General features: G+C 63.4%; 23 protein-coding genes. 4 read left to right on the top strand and 19 right to left on the bottom strand.

The features are described from left to right. Nucleotides 1-88: 88 nt before the first annotated feature. The 11 genes from E0501_RS16105 to E0501_RS16055 form a co-directional block, all read right to left on the bottom strand. Complete coding sequence (locus tag E0501_RS16105; protein ID WP_137702429.1) at nucleotides 89-334, bottom strand: MoaD/ThiS family protein; 246 nt, start codon at nucleotides 332-334, stop codon at nucleotides 89-91. After that, a complete protein-coding gene (locus E0501_RS16100) occupies nucleotides 334-2,577 on the bottom strand; it encodes a xanthine dehydrogenase family protein molybdopterin-binding subunit (RefSeq protein WP_137702428.1) in 2,244 nt (747 codons plus the stop codon). The genes E0501_RS16105 and E0501_RS16100 overlap by 1 nt, the downstream gene beginning before the upstream one ends. Further along, nucleotides 2,577-3,056 (bottom strand): (2Fe-2S)-binding protein, encoded by a 480-nt coding sequence (locus E0501_RS16095; RefSeq protein WP_137702427.1) that lies wholly within the window; start codon nucleotides 3,054-3,056, stop codon nucleotides 2,577-2,579. Before E0501_RS16095 ends, E0501_RS16100 begins: the two co-directional genes overlap by 1 nt. Beyond that, nucleotides 3,056-3,916, bottom strand: a complete 861-nt coding sequence (locus E0501_RS16090) for an FAD binding domain-containing protein (RefSeq protein ID WP_137702426.1) — start codon at nucleotides 3,914-3,916, stop codon at nucleotides 3,056-3,058. The genes E0501_RS16095 and E0501_RS16090 overlap by 1 nt, the downstream gene beginning before the upstream one ends. Nucleotides 3,917-4,264: 348 nt before the next feature. Next, on the bottom strand, nucleotides 4,265-5,626 hold the full coding sequence (locus tag E0501_RS16085) for an aminotransferase class III-fold pyridoxal phosphate-dependent enzyme (RefSeq protein ID WP_137702425.1): 1,362 nt from the start codon (nucleotides 5,624-5,626) through the stop codon (nucleotides 4,265-4,267). Nucleotides 5,627-5,641: 15 nt separating this feature from the next. Continuing rightward, nucleotides 5,642-6,673, bottom strand: coding sequence for a histone deacetylase family protein (locus E0501_RS16080; protein ID WP_137702424.1), 1,032 nt, complete (start codon nucleotides 6,671-6,673; stop codon nucleotides 5,642-5,644). Then, nucleotides 6,670-7,437, bottom strand: coding sequence for a carbon-nitrogen hydrolase family protein (locus tag E0501_RS16075; protein ID WP_137702423.1), 768 nt, complete (start codon nucleotides 7,435-7,437; stop codon nucleotides 6,670-6,672). The genes E0501_RS16080 and E0501_RS16075 overlap by 4 nt, the downstream gene beginning before the upstream one ends. A 103-nt stretch (nucleotides 7,438-7,540) precedes the next feature. Beyond that, nucleotides 7,541-8,575 (bottom strand): extracellular solute-binding protein, encoded by a 1,035-nt coding sequence (locus E0501_RS16070; protein WP_137702422.1) that lies wholly within the window; start codon nucleotides 8,573-8,575, stop codon nucleotides 7,541-7,543. Nucleotides 8,576-8,593: 18 nt separating this feature from the next. Next, nucleotides 8,594-9,403: an ABC transporter permease gene (locus tag E0501_RS16065; RefSeq protein ID WP_193555910.1), complete on the bottom strand. Its 810-nt coding sequence runs from the start codon at nucleotides 9,401-9,403 to the stop codon at nucleotides 8,594-8,596. Beyond that, a complete protein-coding gene (locus tag E0501_RS16060; protein WP_137702421.1) occupies nucleotides 9,403-10,323 on the bottom strand; it encodes an ABC transporter permease in 921 nt (306 codons plus the stop codon). Before E0501_RS16060 ends, E0501_RS16065 begins: the two co-directional genes overlap by 1 nt. Further along, entirely contained in the window at nucleotides 10,323-11,402 is a 1,080-nt protein-coding gene (locus E0501_RS16055) for an ABC transporter ATP-binding protein (RefSeq protein ID WP_137702420.1), read from the bottom strand. The genes E0501_RS16060 and E0501_RS16055 overlap by 1 nt, the downstream gene beginning before the upstream one ends. Nucleotides 11,403-11,489: 87 nt before the next feature. On the opposite strand from E0501_RS16055, the gene E0501_RS16050 reads away from it, so the two are divergent. Further along, entirely contained in the window at nucleotides 11,490-12,305 is an 816-nt protein-coding gene (locus tag E0501_RS16050) for a helix-turn-helix transcriptional regulator (RefSeq protein WP_137702419.1), read from the top strand. On the opposite strand, the gene E0501_RS16045 is transcribed toward E0501_RS16050, so the two are convergent. The 6 genes from E0501_RS16045 to E0501_RS16020 form a co-directional block, all read right to left on the bottom strand. Further along, the gene (locus tag E0501_RS16045) at nucleotides 12,284-13,309 is read right to left on the bottom strand and encodes a hypothetical protein (protein WP_137702418.1); all 1,026 of its coding nucleotides are present in this window, start codon (nucleotides 13,307-13,309) and stop codon (nucleotides 12,284-12,286) included. The two genes, E0501_RS16050 and E0501_RS16045, sit on opposite strands and share 22 nt — an antisense overlap. Before the next feature lie 81 nt (nucleotides 13,310-13,390). Then, nucleotides 13,391-13,582: a YgaP family membrane protein gene (locus E0501_RS16040; RefSeq protein ID WP_137702417.1), complete on the bottom strand. Its 192-nt coding sequence runs from the start codon at nucleotides 13,580-13,582 to the stop codon at nucleotides 13,391-13,393. A gap of 258 nt (nucleotides 13,583-13,840) precedes the next feature. Then, nucleotides 13,841-14,062, bottom strand: coding sequence for a hypothetical protein (locus E0501_RS16035; protein ID WP_137702416.1), 222 nt, complete (start codon nucleotides 14,060-14,062; stop codon nucleotides 13,841-13,843). Between the two features lie 135 nt (nucleotides 14,063-14,197). Continuing rightward, nucleotides 14,198-14,470 (bottom strand): DUF982 domain-containing protein, encoded by a 273-nt coding sequence (locus E0501_RS16030; protein ID WP_268888896.1) that lies wholly within the window; start codon nucleotides 14,468-14,470, stop codon nucleotides 14,198-14,200. A 120-nt stretch (nucleotides 14,471-14,590) separates the two neighbouring features. Beyond that, nucleotides 14,591-14,797, bottom strand: coding sequence for a cold-shock protein (locus E0501_RS16025; RefSeq protein WP_137702415.1), 207 nt, complete (start codon nucleotides 14,795-14,797; stop codon nucleotides 14,591-14,593). Nucleotides 14,798-15,102: 305 nt separating this feature from the next. Then, the gene (locus E0501_RS16020) at nucleotides 15,103-16,737 is read right to left on the bottom strand and encodes an AMP-binding protein (RefSeq protein ID WP_137702414.1); all 1,635 of its coding nucleotides are present in this window, start codon (nucleotides 16,735-16,737) and stop codon (nucleotides 15,103-15,105) included. A 96-nt stretch (nucleotides 16,738-16,833) separates the two neighbouring features. Between E0501_RS16020 and E0501_RS16015 the strand changes: the two genes are divergently transcribed. Further along, nucleotides 16,834-17,739: a DMT family transporter gene (locus tag E0501_RS16015; RefSeq protein ID WP_137702413.1), complete on the top strand. Its 906-nt coding sequence runs from the start codon at nucleotides 16,834-16,836 to the stop codon at nucleotides 17,737-17,739. Between the two features lie 83 nt (nucleotides 17,740-17,822). Here the strand turns inward: E0501_RS16015 and E0501_RS16010 are convergent, their stop codons facing one another. After that, nucleotides 17,823-18,239, bottom strand: coding sequence for a VOC family protein (locus E0501_RS16010; RefSeq protein WP_137702412.1), 417 nt, complete (start codon nucleotides 18,237-18,239; stop codon nucleotides 17,823-17,825). A 181-nt stretch (nucleotides 18,240-18,420) separates the two neighbouring features. Between E0501_RS16010 and E0501_RS16005 the strand changes: the two genes are divergently transcribed. Beyond that, nucleotides 18,421-19,068, top strand: coding sequence for a sulfotransferase family 2 domain-containing protein (locus E0501_RS16005; RefSeq protein ID WP_137702411.1), 648 nt, complete (start codon nucleotides 18,421-18,423; stop codon nucleotides 19,066-19,068). A 187-nt stretch (nucleotides 19,069-19,255) separates the two neighbouring features. Beyond that, on the top strand, nucleotides 19,256-19,960 hold the full coding sequence (locus tag E0501_RS16000; RefSeq protein WP_161594639.1) for a Hint domain-containing protein: 705 nt from the start codon (nucleotides 19,256-19,258) through the stop codon (nucleotides 19,958-19,960). Nucleotides 19,961-20,057: 97 nt separating this feature from the next. Here E0501_RS16000 and E0501_RS15995 read toward each other — a convergent pair whose 3' ends face one another. Then, nucleotides 20,058-20,483 (bottom strand): lysozyme inhibitor LprI family protein, encoded by a 426-nt coding sequence (locus E0501_RS15995; RefSeq protein ID WP_235857881.1) that lies wholly within the window; start codon nucleotides 20,481-20,483, stop codon nucleotides 20,058-20,060. Nucleotides 20,484-20,577: the final 94 nt, after the last annotated feature.

Genomic DNA, 20,577 nt, shown 5'->3' with positions numbered 1-20,577 from the left:
GTTCGAGAGGCGCTGCCCCCCCAGTCACAAAACCCGGGGGTTTTGTGACCGCCCCCCGGGATATTTCCGGCAAGATGAAATAGCGAGGTCAGCCGCCCACGAGACGGTTGAGCAGGACGACCTCGCTGTTCTTTTCGATCGGCGTGGCCCAGGTATCGTTGTAGATCTTGCCGTCGATCGAGACCGAGACGCCGCGCTCGAGCTGGGGTTTCAGCGCGGGATAGTCGCGCGCCAGCCCGTCGAGAAGCTGCCGCAGGTTGGCGGCCTCGATCTCGACGGTTTGCTGGCCGTCCGCCAGCTCGGCCAGCGAGCCCCAGAGGCGGACGGCGACCACTACTGCCCCTTCAGCGCGGCCAGAACCCTGGGCGGGGACATCGGCAGGGAGGTGAGGCGCACACCGGCCGCGCGGGAGACGGCGTTGGCGATGGCCGCGAGCGGCGGCACGATCGAGGTTTCGCCAACGCCGCGCACGCCGTAGGGGTGGCCGGGGTTGGGAATTTCCAGGATCACCGGTTCGATCATCGGCAGGTCTGAGGCCACGGGAACACGGTAATCGAGGAAGCCCGGGTTCTGCAGCCGGCCGTCTTCGCCGTAGATGTATTCCTCGTTGATGGCCCAGCCGATGCCCTGGGCCGCGCCGCCCTGGAACTGGCCCTCGACATAGTCGGGATGCACAGCCTTGCCCGCGTCCTGGAACACGGTGTAGCGCAGCACCTTGACCGCGCCCGTTTCGGGATCGACCTCGGTATCGACCATGTGGGTGGCGAAACTGACGCCCGCGCCTTCGGCGTTGACCTCGTGGTGCCCGGCGATCGGCCCGCCGGTGTTCGAGGCGATGGCGGCGATCTCCTTGATGGTCATCGGGGGAAACTTGCCCGCGTTGGGCCCGGCCGGGTGGGCGGCGCCATCGTGCCAGTCGACCGCCTCAGGGTCGATGCCCCAGGTCATCGCGGCGCGTTCCTTCATGATCTCGATCGCATGGCGCGCTGCCTTGATCGTGGCAAGCCCCACAGCGAAGGTGACGCGCGAGCCGTCGGTCACCTCGTTCTGGCCGAGGCTGGCGGTGTCGGCGATGATGGTGCGCACCTGGTCGAGCGGCACGCCCAGTTCCTCGGCCGCCATCATCGACATCGAGGCGCGCGAGCCGCCGATATCGGGGTTGCCTTCGGAGAGCGACACGGTGCCATCGGGGTTGACCATCAGCGACACGCAGGTATCGCCGCCGAAATTGAACCAGAAGCCGCAGGCGACGCCACGGCCCTGGTTTTCGCCCAACGGCGCCGTCCAGTGCGGGTGGCTTTGCGCCGCTTTCAGCGTGGCCTTCAATCCGATCGCCGGGTAGGTGGGGCCATAGGCCGATTTGGTACCTTCGTCGGCGGCATTTTTCAGGCGCGTTTCCAGCGGGTCGAGATCGAGCTTCTGGCAGAGCTCGTCGATCACGCTTTCGACCGGGTAGGCGGCCATCGGCGCGCCGGGGGCGCGATAGGCGGCGGCCTTGGGCCGGTTGGTCATCACCTCAAAGCCCTCGGTGCGGACGTTTTCCAGATCGTAGGGCGCGAAACCGCACATCGCTGACAGGAAGGCGATGGCACCGGGATAGGCGCCGGCCTGCAGCCGGTAGGTCGCGGTGGCGCCGGTGATGGTGCCATCCTTTTTCATGCCGATCTTGACGTCGATCGACGAGGACGCGGTGGGCCCGGTGGCGCGGAATACCTCGTCGCGGCTCATCACCAGCTTGACCGGTTTGCCGGCCTTGCGCGACAGCATCAGCGCCACGGGCTCGATCCAGACATGGGTTTTGCCGCCAAAGCCGCCGCCGATTTCCGAGGCGGTGACGCGCAGCATGCCGGCATCGAGACCGAGAAGCCCGGCGCAGGTGTTGCGCACCATGTAATGCCCCTGGGTGCAGACCCAGAGATCGCCCTGGCCATCGGCGCCCAGCGTGGCAAGGCAGGCATGCGGCTCGATATAGCCCTGGTGGGTGGCGGCGGTGGTGAAGCTGCGTTCGATCACCAGGTCAGCCTGGGAAAAGCCGGCTTCGGGATCGCCATGGCCGTATTTCGAGCGGGAGGTCACGTTTTCCGACAGGCCCGCGGGCACGTTTTCCTGTTGCCGCCCGGCTTCGATTACCGGCGCGTCGGGCTTCATCGCCTCGTCCACGTCCGTGACATGGGCCAGCACCTCGTATTCGACCTTGATCGCGTCGAGCGCGTCATGGGCGATTTTCTTCGAGGTGGCGGCGACGGCGGCGACGGCATGGCCGTCATACCGCGCCTTTTCACCGGCCATGCAGTTGTCGAGCACATCGGCGAGGCCCGGATCATCGGGCTGATAGGTGAAATCGGCGCGGGTGATGACGGCCTTGACCCCCTTCATTGCCTCGGCCGCCGAGGTGTCGATCGAGACGATCCGGGCATGGGCGTGCGGGCTGCGCAGCACCGCGCCCCAGAGCATGCCGGGGGCGGTGACATCGGCGCCATAGCGCGCCTTGCCGGTGACCTTGTCGATCCCGTCGGGGCGCAGCGGCCGGGTTCCGACAATCTTGAAATCGCGGGCTTGGAATTCGTCCTTCGGCATCAGGCGGCCCCCCTCATTTCGGCGGCGGTGTCCATCACCGCGCGGATAATCTTGTCATAGCCGGTGCAGCGGCAGAGATTGCCGGCCAGCCAGTAGCGCACCTCTTCCTCGGAGGGGTTGGGGTTGCGCTCGAGCAGGTTCTTGGCCGCGACCAGGATGCCGGGCGTGCAGATGCCGCATTGAAGCGCGGCATGTTCGATGAATTTTTCCTGCAGCGGGTGGAGCTTGTCGCCCTCGGCCATGCCTTCGATGGTTTCGACGCTGCGGCCCTCGGCCTCGGCGGCAAGCACCAGGCAGGAGCAGACGAGGCGGCCATCGAGGATAATGGAACAGGCGCCGCAATCGCCCGAGCCGCAGCCTTCCTTGCTGCCGGTCAGGTCGAGATGATCGCGCAACACGTCGAGCAGGGTTTCGGTTGGATCGCAGAGGAATTCGGTTTCATCCCCGTTGATCGTGGCGGTGACATGGATCTGGGACATCAGGCGTCTCCCTTGGCGCGGGCAATAGCGATCTTGGCGGTACGGCGGGCAAGGACGCCGGCGATATCCTTGCGGAAGGCGACGGTGCCGCGCTTGTCGTCGATGGGGGTGGCTTCCTCCGTGGCGGCGGCGGCCAGCGCGTCGAGCGCGGCGTCATCGCCGGGCGTACCAATGAGCGCATCGGCGCAGGATTGCGACAGGATCACGGTGGGGGCGACAGCGCCCAAAGCGACGCGGGCAGCGGAAATTTTGCCCTGATCGTCGAGGGTTACGTGAACACCCACCCCGACAACGGCGATATCCATCTCGGTGCGCGGGATGAAGCGCAGGTAGGCATCGCCGGACATGGCCGGTTTCACGGGCAGGAAGATCGAGGTGATCAGTTCGCCGGGCTTGAGCGAGGTCTGGCCGGGGCCAGTGGGAATATCCTCGACCGCAACATCACGGGTGCCCGAGGGCCCCGCGATGCGCGCCACGGCACCGGCGGCGACCATGGCGGGCACGCTGTCGGCAGCGGGCGAGGCGTTGCAGAGATTGCCCGCCATCGTCGCGCGGCCCTGGATCTGGGTCGAGCCGATCAGGTCGGCCGCTTCCATCACGCCGGGCCAGTCGGCACATAAGTCACTCATTTCGTTCATTTCCGCAGAAGGCACAGCCGCGCCAATGCGCCAGCCCCCCTCTTCGCGGGTGATCACCGTCATCTCGGCGATGCGCTTAACGTCGATCACGGCGGAGGGGGCAACCTGGCGGGCGCGCAGCCGCACGAGAAGGTCGGTGCCGCCGGCCAGGATGCGCGCTTCGGGATCGTCCGACAGCAGGCGCACGGCCTCGTCCACGGTGGTTGGGGTTTCGAATCTCATCGTGTCCAGTCTCCCGAATTGGCCGCGCAAAAAGGGGCAGGTGCGGCAGGGCTGTTTCCAGAGTGTTGCGAGTCGCCCCGGATGACAAGCCCGCAAGCAGATGGATTTGCCAAGAAACGGTCAACGGCGCGCCCCGGCCGGTTAACGGGGCGCGGCGCGGCGCAATGTGGGGGGTGATTTGCGTGTACCCCCCAGCTGACATCCGGCTGCCGGGCAATGCCCCGCGCGGAAGCAGGAAAACCGGTTAACGCGCCGCGCGCTACCAGGCCTGAGAAAGCCCGGCAGATCCTGACTGTGGCTCTTTCTTGGAAATAAATACTCATGGCGCAGCCAGCGCAAAACCTGATCTCAGATCCCGAGATCGGCTGAAACCTTGCCGATCGACTCACGCAGGGTCGCCTCGATCTGGTGGATCATCGCGTCATCCATGATGAGCGTGGGCGACAGGATCAGGATATTGCCGAGCGCGCGGGCAATGAGGCCGCGTTTCTGCGCCTCCTTCGCAACAAGGCTGCCGACCATGGCATCGGCGGGGAATTCTTCGCGGGTGTCCTTGTTCTTCACGAACTCGATTCCCATCATGAAATGCGAGCCGCGCACCTCGCCCACCATATCCACGTCTTCAAGCCCGCGCAGCAGCCCCTCGAAAAGCTTGCCGGTGGTCTGCACGCGGCCGGGGATATCCTCGGATTCGAGGATCGCGATATTGGCAAGGCCCGCGGCGGCGGCGGCGGGGTGGCCCGAATAGGTCATCCCGTGCAGGAACATCGCATCGGGGCCGGAAATCACGTCATAGATCTCATCCGAGATGATCGTGGCCGAAAGCGGCTGGTAGCCCGAGGTCAGCCCTTTGGCGGTGGTGATGATGTCGGGCACGCAATCATAGGCGTCCTCGCTGGCGAACATGTGGCCCAGGCGGCCCCAGGCGGTCACCACTTCGTCGGCGACATACATGATGTCATGCGCGCGGGTGATTTCACGCATCCGCTTGTGATAGCCCGGCGGCGCGGTAATGACGCCGCCGGCGCCTTGGATCGGTTCGGCGAAGAAGGCGCAGATGTTCTCGGCGCCGATGCGGGCGATGGCGTCGAGCATGTCCTGTTCCAGCACGGCGAGGAATTCGGCATCGGTCATTTCGGGCGCCTCGCGATACTTGTGCGGCGCCTTGAGATGATGGACGAGCCCTTCGACCGCGCCCCAGCCTTCGGCATAGGCGGGCGTGGTCAGCGCCATCGCCATGTGGGTGGAGCCGTGATAGGCGCCCATGCGCGACAGGATCTGCTTTTTCTGCGGGCGGCCCTTGAGATTATTGTAGTGGTGCAGCATCCGCACCGCCGTGTCGTTCGCGACCGAGCCGGAATTGCCGAAATAGACGTTGTTGAGGTGGCCGGGCGCGAGCGAGGCCACCTTTTCGGCCAGCTGGGCGGCGGCGGGATGGGTGAAGTTGTAGAAGGTCGAGTAGTAGTCGAGCGTGTTGAGCTGCTGAGTAATGGCGTCGATGATCTCGTGCCGGCCGTGGCCCACGTTCACGCACCAGAGCCCGCCGATGCCGTCGATCAGCCTGTTGCCTTCGCTGTCGGTGACATAGGCGCCTTCGGCGGCGACGATGGCGGTACGGGCGTCATCCTGTTTCAGCGCGTGCAGGTTGGCGAAAGACTGGATGAGGTGGGAATCCTTCGTGAGGATCTCGTCGGTGGTCAGCTTGTTCATTCTCTCTCTCCCTGTTCAGGTGGCGCCGAGGAAACCCTGCAGCACGTTGACGGTATTGAGCCCGATTTCGTCAATGTCGTAGCCGCCCTCCATCACGAAGAGCGTGGGCAGGCCGAGCGCGGCGATATCGGCGCCGTAGGTGGTGAAATCCGGTGATTTCAGTTTGAAAAAGCTGATCGGATCGGTTTCGAACGTGTCGACGCCGAGCGAGACGATCAGCTGGTCGGGGGCGTATTGCGCGATTTTGTCCAGCGCGTCGGCGAGCGCCTTGCGCCACTGGGCAAAGGGCGTGCCGGGCGGCATGGGATAGTTGACGGTAAAGCCCGCACCCGCGCCGGAGCCGGTTTCGTCGGTATAGCCCAGGAAATGCGGGAAGGCGTTTTCCGGCTCGCCATGCAGCGACAGGAACAGCACGTCGGAGCGGTCATAGAAGATGTCCTGCGTGCCGTTGCCGTGGTGAAAATCGACATCGAGGATAGCGACGCGGTTCGCCCCGTTTTCGAGGTAATGCTGGGCGGCGATGGCGGCGTTGTTGAGAAAGCAATAGCCACCATACATATCCAGCGCGGCGTGATGGCCGGGCGGGCGGCAGAGCGCGAAGGCGGCACGCTCGCCTGTGCGGATCAGATCGGCAGCGGTAAGCGCGACCTGGGCCGAGCCATAGGCGGCGGGCCAGGTACCTTCGGTGAGCGAGGTTTCGGTGGCGAGCGCGAAATAGCCCAGCTTGCCGTCGATATGGTTGGGGCAGCGCTGCACCATGCGGCGGGCGGGCCAGCAGGTGGGGATCGCCTCGCCCGCGTAGCCGGCGGCGGTCCATTCGTCCCAGGCGGTTTGCAGGAAATCGACGAGGCCCTTGTCATGGATGGCGAGGATTGGACCCTGCCCGTGATCGTCAGGCGGCAGGATCGGGCCGAGTTGGACCGTGTTCAGCCGGTCGAGGATATAGGTCATGCGCGAGGGGCGTTCGAACGGGTAGACCAGTTCGCCGCCATAGACCTCGGTTTTCGCATCGCGCAGCGCGTGGGTCTCGGCATAGACGGTTTTCATTCCGGCACCTCGCGATAGTCGGCGGACTGGGTGGAGAGCAGCGCCGGGTCGTAGGCCTTGGCGATGTCGGTGACGAGCAGCGTTTCGGTGGTGTTCGCCGCAGCAAGCGCGGTCGCATCGGGGCCGACGATCACCGAGTGGCCACCGAAGGTCAGCCCGTTCTCCGCGCCGCAGAAATTGGCATAGGCGATGGTGAGCGCATAAGCCGAAGCCTGCGAGGGCACGATCGCAGTCGAGACATGCTCGAACCCGGCCGGGTTGGCGGTGGGCACGAGGATGAGCGTGACGCCCTGGTCGGCCAGCGCCTTGACGTGGTGGGCGAACTCGACGTCATAGCAGATCATCAGCGCGGTCTTGTGGCCCGCGTAGTCGAAGATCGTGTAGCTGCTGCCGAAGGCGAAGCTCTGCTGCTCCATCGGGCCGAAGAGCTGGATCTTGCGGTAATGACCCAGGATCGCGCCATCGGGGCCGAAGGTGGTGGCGGCGTTATAGACCAGATCGCCGTCGCGCTCGGCCCAGCCGAGGGTGAGGCCGCAGCCCGCGTCGCGGGCCAGCGCGCCGAGACGTTCGCACCACGCCCCGCCCAGCGGCTGCGAGAGCGAGGAGTGCAGGTCGGGCCGGTTGTAGCCCGGCAGGAAAAGCTCGGGGAAGACGGCCATGCGGGCGCCCGCAAGGGCCGCGGCGCCGAGCTGGGCCTTGATGCGGTCAAAGCCTGCCTCGATGTCGCCCTGAATGGGCGGGCCCTGGTAGAGCGCGAGTTTCATGGCCGTTCCCCCTTGTCTGAGGTCTGCGCGACGGTTGTCGGGAGAGCGGGGCCGCGCGGCCCCGCAGCGCGAGGGCGCGCGCCCTCGCGTCCCGGAGGTGCCGCTATTTCTTCAGGTTGGTCCAGATCGTGTCATAGACCTTCTGCACCTCTTCATCGCAGGCCTGCACGAATTGCGGGTTGCCGCCTGCGGGCGGGTTCAGTTCGGGCGCGGATTTCACCGCTTCCTCGAGGAAGGGTTCCACGCCTTTCACGCCGGCCGTGTAGCGGGCGTAGTTGGTGACCGCGGCGGCGTTTTCCGGTTCGAGCAGGAAGTTCATGAACTTCAGCGCGTTTTCGCGGTTGGGCGCGTCCTTGAGCAGAACGACGTTGTCCATCCAGACGATATAGCCCTGGGCGGGGTATGCGTATTCGATGTTGGCGCCTTCCTCGCGGGCTTTCATGCCGAAGCCGTTCCAGATCATCCCGGCGGCGGCATCGCCCGACACCAGCACGTCCTTGGCGACGTCCGAGCCGAAAGAGGCCCAGTATTGCTTGGCGTTCTGCACCAGGTCGTTCAAAGCCTTGAGCTGCTCGCGATCGGTGGTGCATTGCGGGATGCCGAGGTGGATCGAGGCGAGCGTCAGGGTTTCGCCCGCGGTATCCAGAACGTTGATCTTGCCCTTCAGCTCTTCGGGCGGGTTGAAGATGATGTCGGTGGTCTGGATGTCGCCGGAATAGACATCGCGGTTGACCGAAAACGAGGTCGAGCCCCACTGGTAGGGGATCGAGCTTTTGCGGCCTGGATCGAAGCCCACGTCCATCCACTGGGGCAGGATGTTGCCCTTGAGCGGCATCTCGTCATCGGTGAAGGTGTCGAGCATGCCTTCCTTGCCCATGATTTCGACCATGTAGTCGCCGGGCACGGCCACGTCATACTGGCCCAGTTTGCCGGCCTTCAATGCGGCAAGCAGCGCTTCGTTGCTGTCATAGGTGTCGAGCGTCACCTCGACGTCGTATTCGGCGGCGAACTTGTCCAAGAGCTCCTGCGGGATGTACTCGAACCAGTGATAGATCGAGAGCTTGCCCTCGGCCGTGGCGACAGTGGCCATCAGCGACAGAGCGAGCGCCGAGGCGCCGGTTTTGAGAAGGTTTTTCATGGTTTTCTCTCCTGTTGGTTATTGGCGGTTTTGGCCCATGCGGCCGGCGAAATAGCTGAGGGTGACGAAGAGGATCGACACCAGCAGCAGCAGGGTGGAAATGGCCATGATGTTGGGCTTGATGCCCTGTTTGACGGCCCCGAAGATCGCGGTGGGCAGGGTTTCGACGCCCGCACCCTTGACGAAATTGGTGATGATGAAGTCATCGAGCGAGATGATGAAGGCCAGAAGGAAGCCCGAGATGATGCCGGGCATCATCAGCGGCAGAAGCACGAGCCGGAAGGCCTCCCACCGGGTGGCATAGAGGTCTTGCGCGGCCTGTTCGTAGACATCCTCGATCCCTTCCATCCTGGCGGCGATGGGCAGGTAGGCAAAGGGGATGCAGAAGACGATATGGGCAACCAGGATCGTCATGATCCCGGTGGTGAAGCCAATCGCCGAGAAAAAGATCAGCGTGGCCACGGCGGTGACGATCTCGGGCACCATGAGCGGCAGGTTTATGAGCGCGAAGCTGGCGCCTTTGCCGCGGAAAGACCCTGCGCGCAGCATGGCGGTGGCGGCCATGGTGGCGATGATGGTGGCGGCGATGGCCGCGGTGACGGCGATGGTGAGCGAGTTGACCGCGGCCTGTTTGAACTTGTCGGCCTCGAGTCCCCAGAACACGTCTTCGTACCACCGGAGCGATGCGCCGCCCCAGATGGTGATCGACTGGGAATCGTTGAAAGAATAGATCGCCACGATGATGAGCGGCGCATAGAGCAGGAAGAGGCACAGCAGCGTGATGCCGTAGAAGCCGGGGAAGCGGCGGAGGTCGGGTTTCTTCGCCATCAGCGCGCCCCCCGTGCCTGGCTGCGGGCATAGAAGATCAGCACGATCAGCACCATCGTCAGCAGGATCATTGCGGCCGCCGCACCGAAGGGCCAGTTGCCTGCCGCCCCTTTGAACTGTTCCTCGATCAGCGAGCCGATCATGAAATTCTTGGCCCCGCCCAGAAGATCGGGGGCGAGGAAGGCGCCGAGCGAGGGCACGAAAACGAGGATGCAGCCAGCGATGATGCCGGGTTTGACCGAGGGGATGATGACCTGCGTGAGCGTCACCCAGCGCGAGGCGTAGAGATCGGCCGCGGCCTCGGACAGCGCAAAATTGTAGCGTTCGACCGCGGCATAGATCGGCAGCACCATGAAGGGCAGGTAGGAATAGAACAGGCCCAGCTGCACGGCGGTCGCGGTGTTGATGACGTGGATCGGCTCGGAAATCAGGCCGGCGTCGAGCAGCCATTGATTCAGCGGGCCATTATCGCGGATGAGGAATTTCATCGAGATCGTGCGGATCAGCAGGTTGACCCAGTAGGGCACGGTGATGAGGAAAAGCCAGATCGTGCGGCTGTTTGGCGGGCGCGTGGCGATGAACCAGGCGGTGGGAAAGCCGATCAGGAGGCACAGAACCGTGGCCAGCCCCGCCTGCCAGATCGAGCGCCAGAAGATCAGGATATAGGTCCATTCGATTTTCGGCGGTTCATCCCCGAAAAGGCCGCGATCAAAGAAGAACTGGTCATAGGCGGCGAGCGTCGGTTCCCAGATCACGCCGCCGCGGAATTCCTTGGTCAGGAAGGAATAGACCAGCATGATCAGAATCGGCACGACGAGGAAGATGCCGATGATGAGCCAGGCGGGCAGGATGAGCGGCACGCCGAGGCCCGCATAGGTGCGGGCGGATTTTCCGGTGCCCTGTCCCAGCCCGCCTGCCATCAGTCCACCAACAGGCGTGCGGCGCCTGCCTCGAAATTCAGCCCGACGGTCTGGCCTTTTTCCGGGATCGTGGTGTCGGCCGAGTTCTGCACCCGGGCGGTGACGGTTTCGCCGTCGGCGAGCGTGACATCGACATGCATGTCGGTGCCCAGATAGATGAGCCGCGAGACCGTGCCAGAGAGCGGCGCCTGCGCGGGATCGGTGAGCGAGACGCGTTCAGGGCGGACAGACAGATGGCCCTGGCCGGAATGCGCGCCCGAGGCGGCGGGGCAGGTGAACTGCGCGCCGCCGGGCAGGGTGCAGGTAGCGGTGGCCCCGTCGATGGCGGCGACGGCAACATCGATCAGGTTGGTTTCGCCGATGAAGTCGGCGACGAATTTGTTGTTGGGTTCCTCGTAGATCGCGCGCGCTGTGCCGACCTGCTGCACCCGGCCATCGGAGATGACGGCGATGCGGTCGGACATGGTGAGCGCCTCTTCCTGGTCGTGGGTGACGAAGATGAAGGTGATGCCGGTTTCGTGCTGAAGCTGCTGCAGTTCCAGCCGCACCGCCTGCCGCAGTTTCAGATCAAGCGCCGAGAGCGGCTCATCAAGCAAAAGCACCTTGGGATTGGGCGCAAGCGCGCGGGCGAGTGCGACGCGCTGTTGCTGGCCGCCCGAGAGCTGCGCGGGCAGGCGGGTGGCAAATTGCGTGAGTTGCACGAGCTCCAGCACCTCGCCCGCGCGTTTGCGGGCCTCGGACTCGGATTTACCCAGCCGCAGGAGGCCGAACATCACGTTGCGGGTGATGTCCATATGCGGAAACAGCGCATATTGCTGGAAGACGGTATTCACCGGCCGGCGGTTGGGGGGCAGCTCGGCGATGGGATCCCCATAGAGCCGGATGGCGCCGGCGCTGATGTCCTCGAACCCGGCGATGCAGCGCAAGAGCGTGGTCTTGCCGCAGCCCGAGGGGCCCAGAAGGGTGAAGAATTCATTATCCGCGATCGCCAGCGACACGTCGCGGAGCGCGGTGAAATCGCCGTAGCGTTTGGTGACGTTGTCGATATCGACCGCGATGGTGCCGTTGCCGTCTGGCACGTTGACCCCCTGCTTATACCCCCTAGAATGATGGGATCAGGTTAAATCCGGCTAATCGAGGGGTATATACCCCCGGGGGGGTATGCCATGACGATCCAGGGCGAGGCGGAACGGCGGCTGGGCGAGGCGATCGCGGCACAGGGTGGAGAGGGTTTTCCGCGTGCGCTGGCGCGGTGGCTGGAGGTGCAGCTGCGCCATGACAACATCACCATCCTGGCCTATTTCCAGGGCCGCCCGCCGCAGGCTTTCCTGACCCGGGCACGCGTGCAGGAGGTGCACGAGAATTTCGACCGCACCTATGTCGGCGGGGCTTACCTGCTTGATCCTTTTCACGATCTTCACCGCTCGCGCGTGGCGCGGGGTGTGTACCGGCTGACCGATATCGCGCCGGACCAGTTCCACCGGAATCCGTATTTCCTGGACTATTACGCGGCGACGACGCTGCTCGATGAACTGGCCTTTGTCGCCTACCCCGCGCCGGGGGTGAGCGTGCATGTCTGCCTTGGCCGCGACGCGAGCTCGAATGCGCGGTTCACCCAGAGGGAGATCGTGACCGCGAGACTCGTTTCGCCCATTGTTGTGGCATTGTGCGAGCGGCACTGGGCGGACCTGGCCGATCAGGGCGCCTATTCGGAGGCCGAGGTGACCCGGCGTCTGATTGATTCGCTGGACGAGGCGCATGGCATCCGGCTGTCGCCGCGCCAGGCGGAGGTGGCGTTGCTGATCCTGCGGGGGCACAGTTCGGTGTCGATCGGGCTGCAGCTGGGGATCAGCCCGCAGACGGTGAAGGTGTTCCGCCGGCAGCTTTACCGAAAATGCGCGATCAGCAGCCAGGCAGAGCTGTTCAACCTGCTGCTGCCGCTTTTGGGCGACGGGGGAAATCAGCCGCCGCAGATGCCCTGAAGACGCAGCCAGTCGGCGTCGGAAATCAGCGGATCGGGGGTGCTGGCGGCAAAGGGATCGGCCTCGATCAGGCCGAGGGTGGTTTCGCCGGTGACATCGAGCGCATAGGCATAGGGCCGGGCGCGCACCGACCAGGCCTGAAACCCCGCCAGCAGAGTTTCATCTGAGAGTGCTGCGGGCGGTTCGGTGAGCAGTTTCTCGGAATAGTCCTGCAGGATCGCGTCGGTCAGTTCGCCCGTGGTGAGCAGGCGCAGGCTGGCCATGAAGCCCTCGGCTTCGAGCAGGCGGCGCAGCGGATCCTTGATCTGGGCGCGCAGGTGTTCGGCGATGACGAATCCCGCGGCGACGTCGGGTTCCTCGTAATCCTCGAAAAGCGCACGGTTCAAAAGGATGATTTGGCCGGGCAGGTGCGTGGCCTCGGCCACGCCGCTGCGCAGCGCGACGAGGCGGGCGGCGCCCTGCGGTCCGGGCAGACGCGAGGAGAGGTGTGCGAGCGCGGGCATCGCCTGGGCATCATTGCAGGGCGCGCCGGCGACGCGGCGGATCTTGGCAAGAAGCGCCTCGCCTATTTCCTGGCGTTTGACGTCGGGGACGACGGAGACGGTGTGATCGCGCAGTGCGCCGGGCAGCCAGAAGATGCCGAGCGCGAGCACGGCGAGGATCGTCAGCACGAAACTGACCAGGCGCAGCCGGCCCGGGTGGGGGCGGGCACGCTCGACGGCGCTGCGCAGTTTCTCGATCGCGGCGACCATGTCGGCTTCGGTTTCGGGCAGCTCCAACGTTTCGCCGGGATCGCCATCGGGATGGAAGACGGCCGGATGCTGGCCCGGGTTCGCGCGGGCCACGGCGGGAATGGACCAGTGCGCCAGTGCCTGGTCATTCTGGTCGGAGATTGTCAGCGTCGCCTCGCCGATCGACACGATGACCTCGCGCCGCTGGGCATCGGGGGACGCACGCCAGAGGCCGGTGGCCTCGAGCCGGTCATATGCGCTGAGTGCTGTCATGTGCGGGCCTGCTCTGCCTCGTTTCGGGAAACGATAGCACGGGCAGGCCCGGACGGGCAATTCCTGAGCGTCGCCGGGCGCTTAGGCCGCTTTGAAGCCCATCTTGCGGAAGGCCCAGGCAGCCGGGCAAAGGCCGGTGAACGCGGTCTGGAACAGATTGGCGCCGACGAAGACGGTGAGCCAGACAAAGAGCGGGTGCACGAAATAGGTGAGCAGCACCGAGAGAATTACCATGAAGCCTGCGAAGGCCATGACGGCTTGGTTGACGGTCATTGTTGCGGTCCTTTCAGAACGGAATCTACTATTACATTCCATTTATGGAATATTATGTCGTTTTGCAAGGGTCAGGTGGTCGCAGGGGTTTTCGCCAGGTCAGTCGCAGGACGCCTGTGCCCGCTCCGATCCCAAGACGGTCTCTTCTACGTTTGGCAAATACAAAAGGGCGGCACTGCCGCCCCCGTTTTTCTTCGGTGGAAAAGCTTGTCGAGAAAGCGCCTTGATGTTTGAACCGGATGCGGTTGCGCACCTGTATCAAGATTTCCCGTGCATTCCTTTTGAAGTTGCTTTCGGCTCTTTGCCCGAGAAACCGGATTCTTTTTCGAGACGCGCCTTGCGAAGACGTTCTGTCTTGAGTTCGCGCTGTTCGGCCTCGTCCTGGAGTATCTGTTTAGAGACACGTGTGGACCGATCGATAACAGTTTCCGCACGGAGATTTTCGGCCTTGGACGACTTGTTTTTCGTAAGTTTTTTCATCTCTAAAGATCCTCTCGGGAGTGGATGATCGGGACTTCGGCAGGGAGCTGAAAGTTTTTTCAGAGACCACAAAACCTTTCTGGTCCGGACGCACTCGCATCGACTGTTCTCAAGACCGATATCGATCGTTGTGGTTCAGCGAGCGGTAGACATTTCGGTGGTGTTGTCACCAAGCATGAATCCAGCAGTCTTAGCCGCGGCGAGAAAAGCTTTGCGGGCTGCGCCTACGGTGACCATGCAATGCATCGCGGCATCAACGTAGTCGATTGCGAGATCGCGGTTATGGTCTGCGACCGGCCATTTCTTGCGGAGCCAGTAAAACGCCTGCTCGATCGTGCCGATTTTTTGCGTTTCACCCTGCTGTGACACGACGAGAGTGATGGGATTTCCCCAGTTTGTTTCTATCAAGTTATTTTCCGATAATATTTGTGTGTGAATCCCTGAAGAACAGAGAGTCGTATTCGAGTTTTTGAAAAGGCGGGGCCAAACCATAGGCCGCCCCGCCTCGTTTTTCGGTTCGTCGCAGGCTTACGCCAGTGCGAGATTGGTCGCGGATTCGCGGCCGTCCCGGCCACTTTCGATATCGAAAGTGACGGCCTGGCCATCGTCCAGCTGCCGGATACCCGAGCGTTCGAGCGCCGAAACATGAACGAAGACGTCCTTCGAGCCTTGCTCAGGTGCGATAAAGCCGAAGCCTTTTTGGGAATTGAACCATTTCACGGTGCCATTGGCCATCGTGTTGTCTCCTAGATTATTCGCCGTCCACACAATGCGACGGCCCGGCTCAGTGTCGTCGTAAGATCAACTGAGGCCGTTAGGAAACAGAAGGTCGAAAGAAGATGCTTTGCTTAACTTAGGTAGTGAGCCACCGGCGCCACTTCAAGTGCAAACGACAAAGCACCTCGTGGAAAAGTATCGTGGATGTCCAAAAAGGTTCGGTATGTGCGACGAGCGCGATCTTCCGCAGAGCCGGAATTGGCGCACAATTCGGTTGGCAGCGCGTCATTCGGGACCGTAAGGGCGGGTGTCGCTCTCGCGCGTCAACCCGCCCCGCCAGTCAATTCCTTGCGCAATTCGAATTTCTGGATCTTGCCGGTCGAGGTCTTGGGCAGTTCCTGGAAGAGAACCTGCTTGGGCGTCTTGAAGCCGGCGAGCTTGGTACGGGCGAATTTGATGAGGTCTTCCTCGGTCGCCTGGGCACCGTCCTTCAACTCGACGAAGGCGCAGGGCACTTCGCCCCATTTCTCGTCGGGCTTGGCCACCACGGCGCAGAGCGACACGGCGGGGTGCATCATCAGCACGCCTTCGACCTCGACGGAGCTGACGTTCTCGCCGCCGGAAATGATGATGTCCTTCGAGCGATCGAGGATTTTCATGTAGGTGTCGGGATGCTGGATGGCGAGATCGCCGGTGTGGAAATAGCCACCTTTGAACGCTTCGGCCGTCGCCTCGGGGTTCTTCAGGTAGCCCTTCATTACGCCGTTGCCGCGATACATGATCTCACCCTGGGTGGCGCTGTCCATCGGCACCTGGGTCATGGTGTCGGGGTCCATGACGGTGTTTTCCTCGATCATCGGCATCATCACACCGGTGCGGGCCTTGATCTCGTAGCGTTTTTCGTCGGGCAGGTCGTCCCAGTCGGAGTTCCAGGTGCATTCGGTGGCCGGCCCGTAAGTCTCAGTAAGGCCATAGACCTGGGTGACGTTGAAGCCCAATGGCTCGATCGCGCGCAGGGTGGCGGCGGGCGGGGGCGCGCCGGCGGTGAAGACCTCGACGATGTGGTCGAATTCGCGGCGTTCGTCATCGCGGGCGTTGACGATGGAGTTCAGAACGATGGGCGCGCCACCGAAATGGGTGACGCCTTCGTCGGCGATGGCGTCATAGATGTTCTTCGCCGTGATGTCGCGGCAGCAGACGACCGTGCCGCCCAGGAGCGGCATCATCCAGGTGTGGCACCAGCCGTTGCAGTGAAAGAGCGGCACGATGGTGAGGTATTTCGGGTGCAGCACCATGCGCCAGGCGACCACCTGGCCATAGGTGTTCAGGCAGGCGCCGCGATGGTGATAGACCACGCCCTTGGGTCGGCCGGTGGTGCCCGAGGTGTAGTTGAGCGCGATGGATTCCCATTCATCCTCGGGCATGATCCAGTCGAATGCAGGATCGCCCGAGGCCAGCAGTTCCTCGTATTCCATGTGGGCGCCGGTGGCGGGGAAGCCGGCCTGGGGGTCGGCGACCTCGATCACCTTGGGCGCCGGGCCCTCCATTTCGCCGATGGCATCCATCACCAGCGGCAGGTGCGCGGTATCCACGAGCACCACCTTGGCGCCGCCATGGCCCAGAATATAGGACACGGTGCCGATATCGAGTCGGGTGTTGATGGCATTGAGGATCGCGCCGCAGGCGGGCACGCCGAAATGCGCTTCGGCATGGGCGGGCAGGTTGGGGATGACGGTGGCGACGACATCGCCGGGAGCGACGCCCAGCCCAGCCAGCGCCGAGGCGAGCCGCGTGCAGCGCTCGTAATACTCGGCATAGGTTTTGCGATGGGTGCCGTAGACCACGGCGGGGTGGTCGGGGAAAATATCGCGCGCGCGGCGCAGGTGCGACAGCGGCGTCAGTGGCACGTAATTCGCGGCATTCTTTTCCAGACCGGTTTCATCGCTTAGCCAACCCATGGGTTCCCCTCCTGATTCCCGTGACATGTCGGTTTCGGGACAGATTATTGTGCGCGGACGGGGTTTGGAAGAAGCCAAAGACGGCGAAGGGACAAAATGCACCAGGCAGAGACACGTCCGGTGGCGGCAGCGGTTTCGATGCTGGCGGCGATGCTGGTGATCGGGGTGATCGACAATTTCGTCGCCGTGATCGGCGGCACGATCGGTCTGTGGCAGTTCTACGTTGTCCGGTTCGCGCTGGCGCTGCCGCTGTTGTGGCTGATGGCGCTGGGCGGGATGGGCACGATGCGGCCCGCGCGCCTGTGGGCGGTGGCGGCGCGCAGTTTCATGGTGGCGCTGGCGATGCTGATCTATTTCTCGGCCCTGACGGTGATGCCGATAGCGCAGGCGCTGGCGGGGCTTTTTACCTCGCCCATCTTCGTGCTGGTGATCAGTGCGGTGGTCCTGCGCCAGAAGATCGGGCCGTGGCGCATACTGGCCGTGGTGATGGGGTTTGCCGGCGCGTTGATCGTGCTGGAGTTCGACCCGGCCAACGTGACCTGGGGCAGCCTGGTGCCGATGCTGGGCGGGTTTTTCTATGCCCTGGGGGCGATTGCCACGCGGGCGTGGTGCGCGCGCGAAAGCACGGTGGCGATGCTGACCGGCGTGATGGGTATGCAGGGCGCGATGGGTGTGATCGGGCTGGCGATAATTGCCGGGCTTGGCCTGGGCGAGGCCGAGGGCGCGCTGGGTTTCGTTACCCGCGGCTGGGTTTGGCCGTTCGATGACATCTACGGCTGGCTGCTCTTGCAATGCGTGGGCTCGGTCGTGGGGGTATTCGGGATCATCCGGGCCTACCAGTGGTCAGAGGCGTCCTATGTTTCGGTGTTCGAATACGCAGTGATGATCTTTGGCCCCCTGTTCGGCTGGTTGTGGTTCGGCCAGCAGATGGGCCCGTGGCAGATGGCCGGCGCGGCGATGATCGCGGGGGCGGGCGCCATCATAACGGTGCGGTCGAAGTAGGGACGGGCAGGTTTGGCAGGTTCGCGCCCATCTTTCGGGCCTTCTGCAAGACGCGAAGGTTTTGGCCGCCCGTGTAACCTGTGCTAGCCGTCACGTCCTGGTTCGTTCGGATCGCTGGAAAAGAGGGCGATCTTGTTGCCTTGCGGATCGCGAAGGTAGCCAACGTAGAAATGAGGTCCATAAGAGGCTCGAAAGCCGGGCTGGCCCTCGTCGGCGCCGCCGGCGGCAAGGGCTGCGGCGTGAAGATCGCGGACCTGCTTTTGATTGCGCGCCTCGAAGGCGACCATGGAGCCGTTGCCAGCCGAGGCCGGACGTCCATCGAAGGTGGGTTTGACGTAGAAGTCAGGCAGAACAGAAGACTGTCCGGGCTCAACGGGCAGCGCGTAGCTCAGTCCCGCAGGGCCTTCCTCCAGTTCGTAGCCGAGGGCTGGCAGGAACGCGGAATAAAACCGTTTCGCGCGCGTGATGTCATCCGCGCCGACTGTGACATAGGCAATCATGCGTCGTGTTTCTTTCCGGACGTTTGGCCATGCAGGCGAGAGTATCGCGTTTCTATAAGGCAGCAGGGAAATCGGCTCAATAAGCGCGCCTTTGTCGACGCCAGAAGCCGGCACGGGGCCAAGTGCGGCGCCGAGGCCCAGGGGGCTTACGCAGGCGCCTGCGAGAGGGTAGCGTGCGCGCATGATCATTTCGCGCGGGCGCAATTATATCTTCGTGCATATCCCCAAGACCGGCGGCACCGCGATGGCGCTGGCGCTGGAGGAGCGCGCGATGCGTGATGACATCCTGATCGGGGACACGCCCAAGGCGATACGGCGGCGCGGCCGGGTGAAGGGAGCGGCGACCCGGGGACGGCTGTGGAAGCATTCGACACTGGCCGATATCGACGGGCTGGTCACGCCCGAAGAGATTGCGGACATGTTCTGCTTTACGCTGGTGCGAAACCCGTGGGACAGGATGGTGAGCTATTATCACTGGCTGCGTGGGCAGAGTTTCGGTCACCCGTCTGTGCAACTGGCCCGCACGCTGGAATTCAGCGCCTTTCTGAATCATCCGCTGATTGCACAGTCTTTCCGGGATTTTCCCTATCCGTCCTACATGCGCGATGCCTGCGGGCAGGAGCGTGCGGCCCTCTATATCCGTCTGGAGCATTTCGAAGAGGATGCTTCAGGGTTGTGGGATCACCTGGGATTCGAGTTGAGCCTGCCGGTTGCTAATACCTCGGAGCGGGCCCGTGATTACCGGTCCTATTACAACGAAAACGATTCGCAGAAGTTGGCCGAAATTTGTTCTTCGGACATCGCGCGCTTTGGCTATCGCTTCGATTGATGCCCCTGATTGTTTCCGGTCTGACTTGAAATTGCAGCGCGTTACCAGGATTGGCCCGACTTAAGCAACAATGCCACATTTGCGCCCGGGTCATGCCCAAGGGTGGGCACGTGAATCACCCCTAATGAGGCCATTGCTGCAATCAAGCCGCCTGCCAACGGCACAAGGACAACCTGGGGAAGAAACCATGTTTGGATGGAAAGCCGCCAACCACCGCAAGACGGACCGGATGATGGAGACGACGGGCGCATATGACGGCGGTGCAACAGGCGTGATGAGCGGCATCGTTGCAAGCACGCGCGTGGCCAGCGCGATGGGCTGGCGCGAGGTGGGCGCGCTGCAGGCGGGCGACATGGTTCTGACCTTCGATGGCGGTCTGCAGAAAGTGGCAGGCATCACCCGCCGTCGCCTGTGGGATGGCATGAGCTCCTGCCCGCAGGCGTTCTGGCCGCTGATGGTGCCGGCCGGCGTTCTGGAAAACGCCAAGCCGGTGATGCTTCTGCCGCGCCAGGGCGTGATGCTGGAAAGCGATCTGGCAGAAGAGCTCTATGGTGATCCCTTTGCGCTGATCCCCGCGGCTGCACTGGAGGGCACCGCGGGGATCGAGCGCATCTACCCCAATGATCCGATTGACGTGATCAGCGTGCATTTCGACATTGACCAGGTGATCTTTGCCGAGCAGGGCGCTCTGCTTTTCTGCCCGGCCGGTCAGGACCTGGTACAGCTTGCCGCGCAAGAGGCAAGCGGACTTTGTCCCTACAAGATGCTTCCCGAGGCATGTGCCGTTGCCCTGGTCCAAGGCGCGGATAACCGCGAACTCTGCAGTGCGTGCCTTCGGGAAGACCGTTATGCTGCTCAGGAGGAGGGCGCGACCTTCGTGGACGCGGCCTGATCCGGGACGGGAGCAGCATGACGGAAAAGGGCGCGCCGCCGGGGCGCGCCCTTTTTGTTTTTGGGTGGCGGCATATGATGCCGGGAACAGGGGCGGGCTATTGCGCGTAGCGAAGCAGCTGAGCCGCCCGGGCCCGGCCCAGTTCGACGCGGCACGAGCTGATCGCGATACCGGTTCCTGAACCGCCACCGAATGTCGTTCCGACGAATTCGCAATGCGCATCCCGATAGGCAGACCATGCGGCCTGGCCCTGTTCCAAGGCCGGCTTGGAAAGGGTGCGGCCGGTTGTCTGATCCAGATCTTGCGCTGCAGTCATCGCGAAGCCGAGCATGATTTCGACGGTCTTGTCGACGGTTTCTTCCATTTCGGCGACGCAGCGCCCGATTTCGACCTGGCTGCCAAAGCGCACGCCACATTCGGACGAGGCATCGGCGGTTGCGGTGAGGGGAAATGCGCCGATCAGGCAAGAGAGTGCGAGGTTTCGATGTATCATTCTGGTATTCTCCAAAGGAACGTCCCCCATGGTAACGTTGCGCCATTTGGCGGGACGACTCAAACGGAAACGCAGCCGCAGCCCGCGGGGGGGGGGGCGAAATCGCCGGGGGCGGCCGCTATCC

Source organism: Marimonas lutisalis, from assembly GCF_005434965.1.
In the GTDB taxonomy this organism is placed as follows: domain Bacteria; phylum Pseudomonadota; class Alphaproteobacteria; order Rhodobacterales; family Rhodobacteraceae; genus Marimonas_A; species Marimonas_A lutisalis.
Note: the sequence above shows the minus strand (reverse complement) of the source record. Positions and strands in the feature narration are given on the sequence as shown.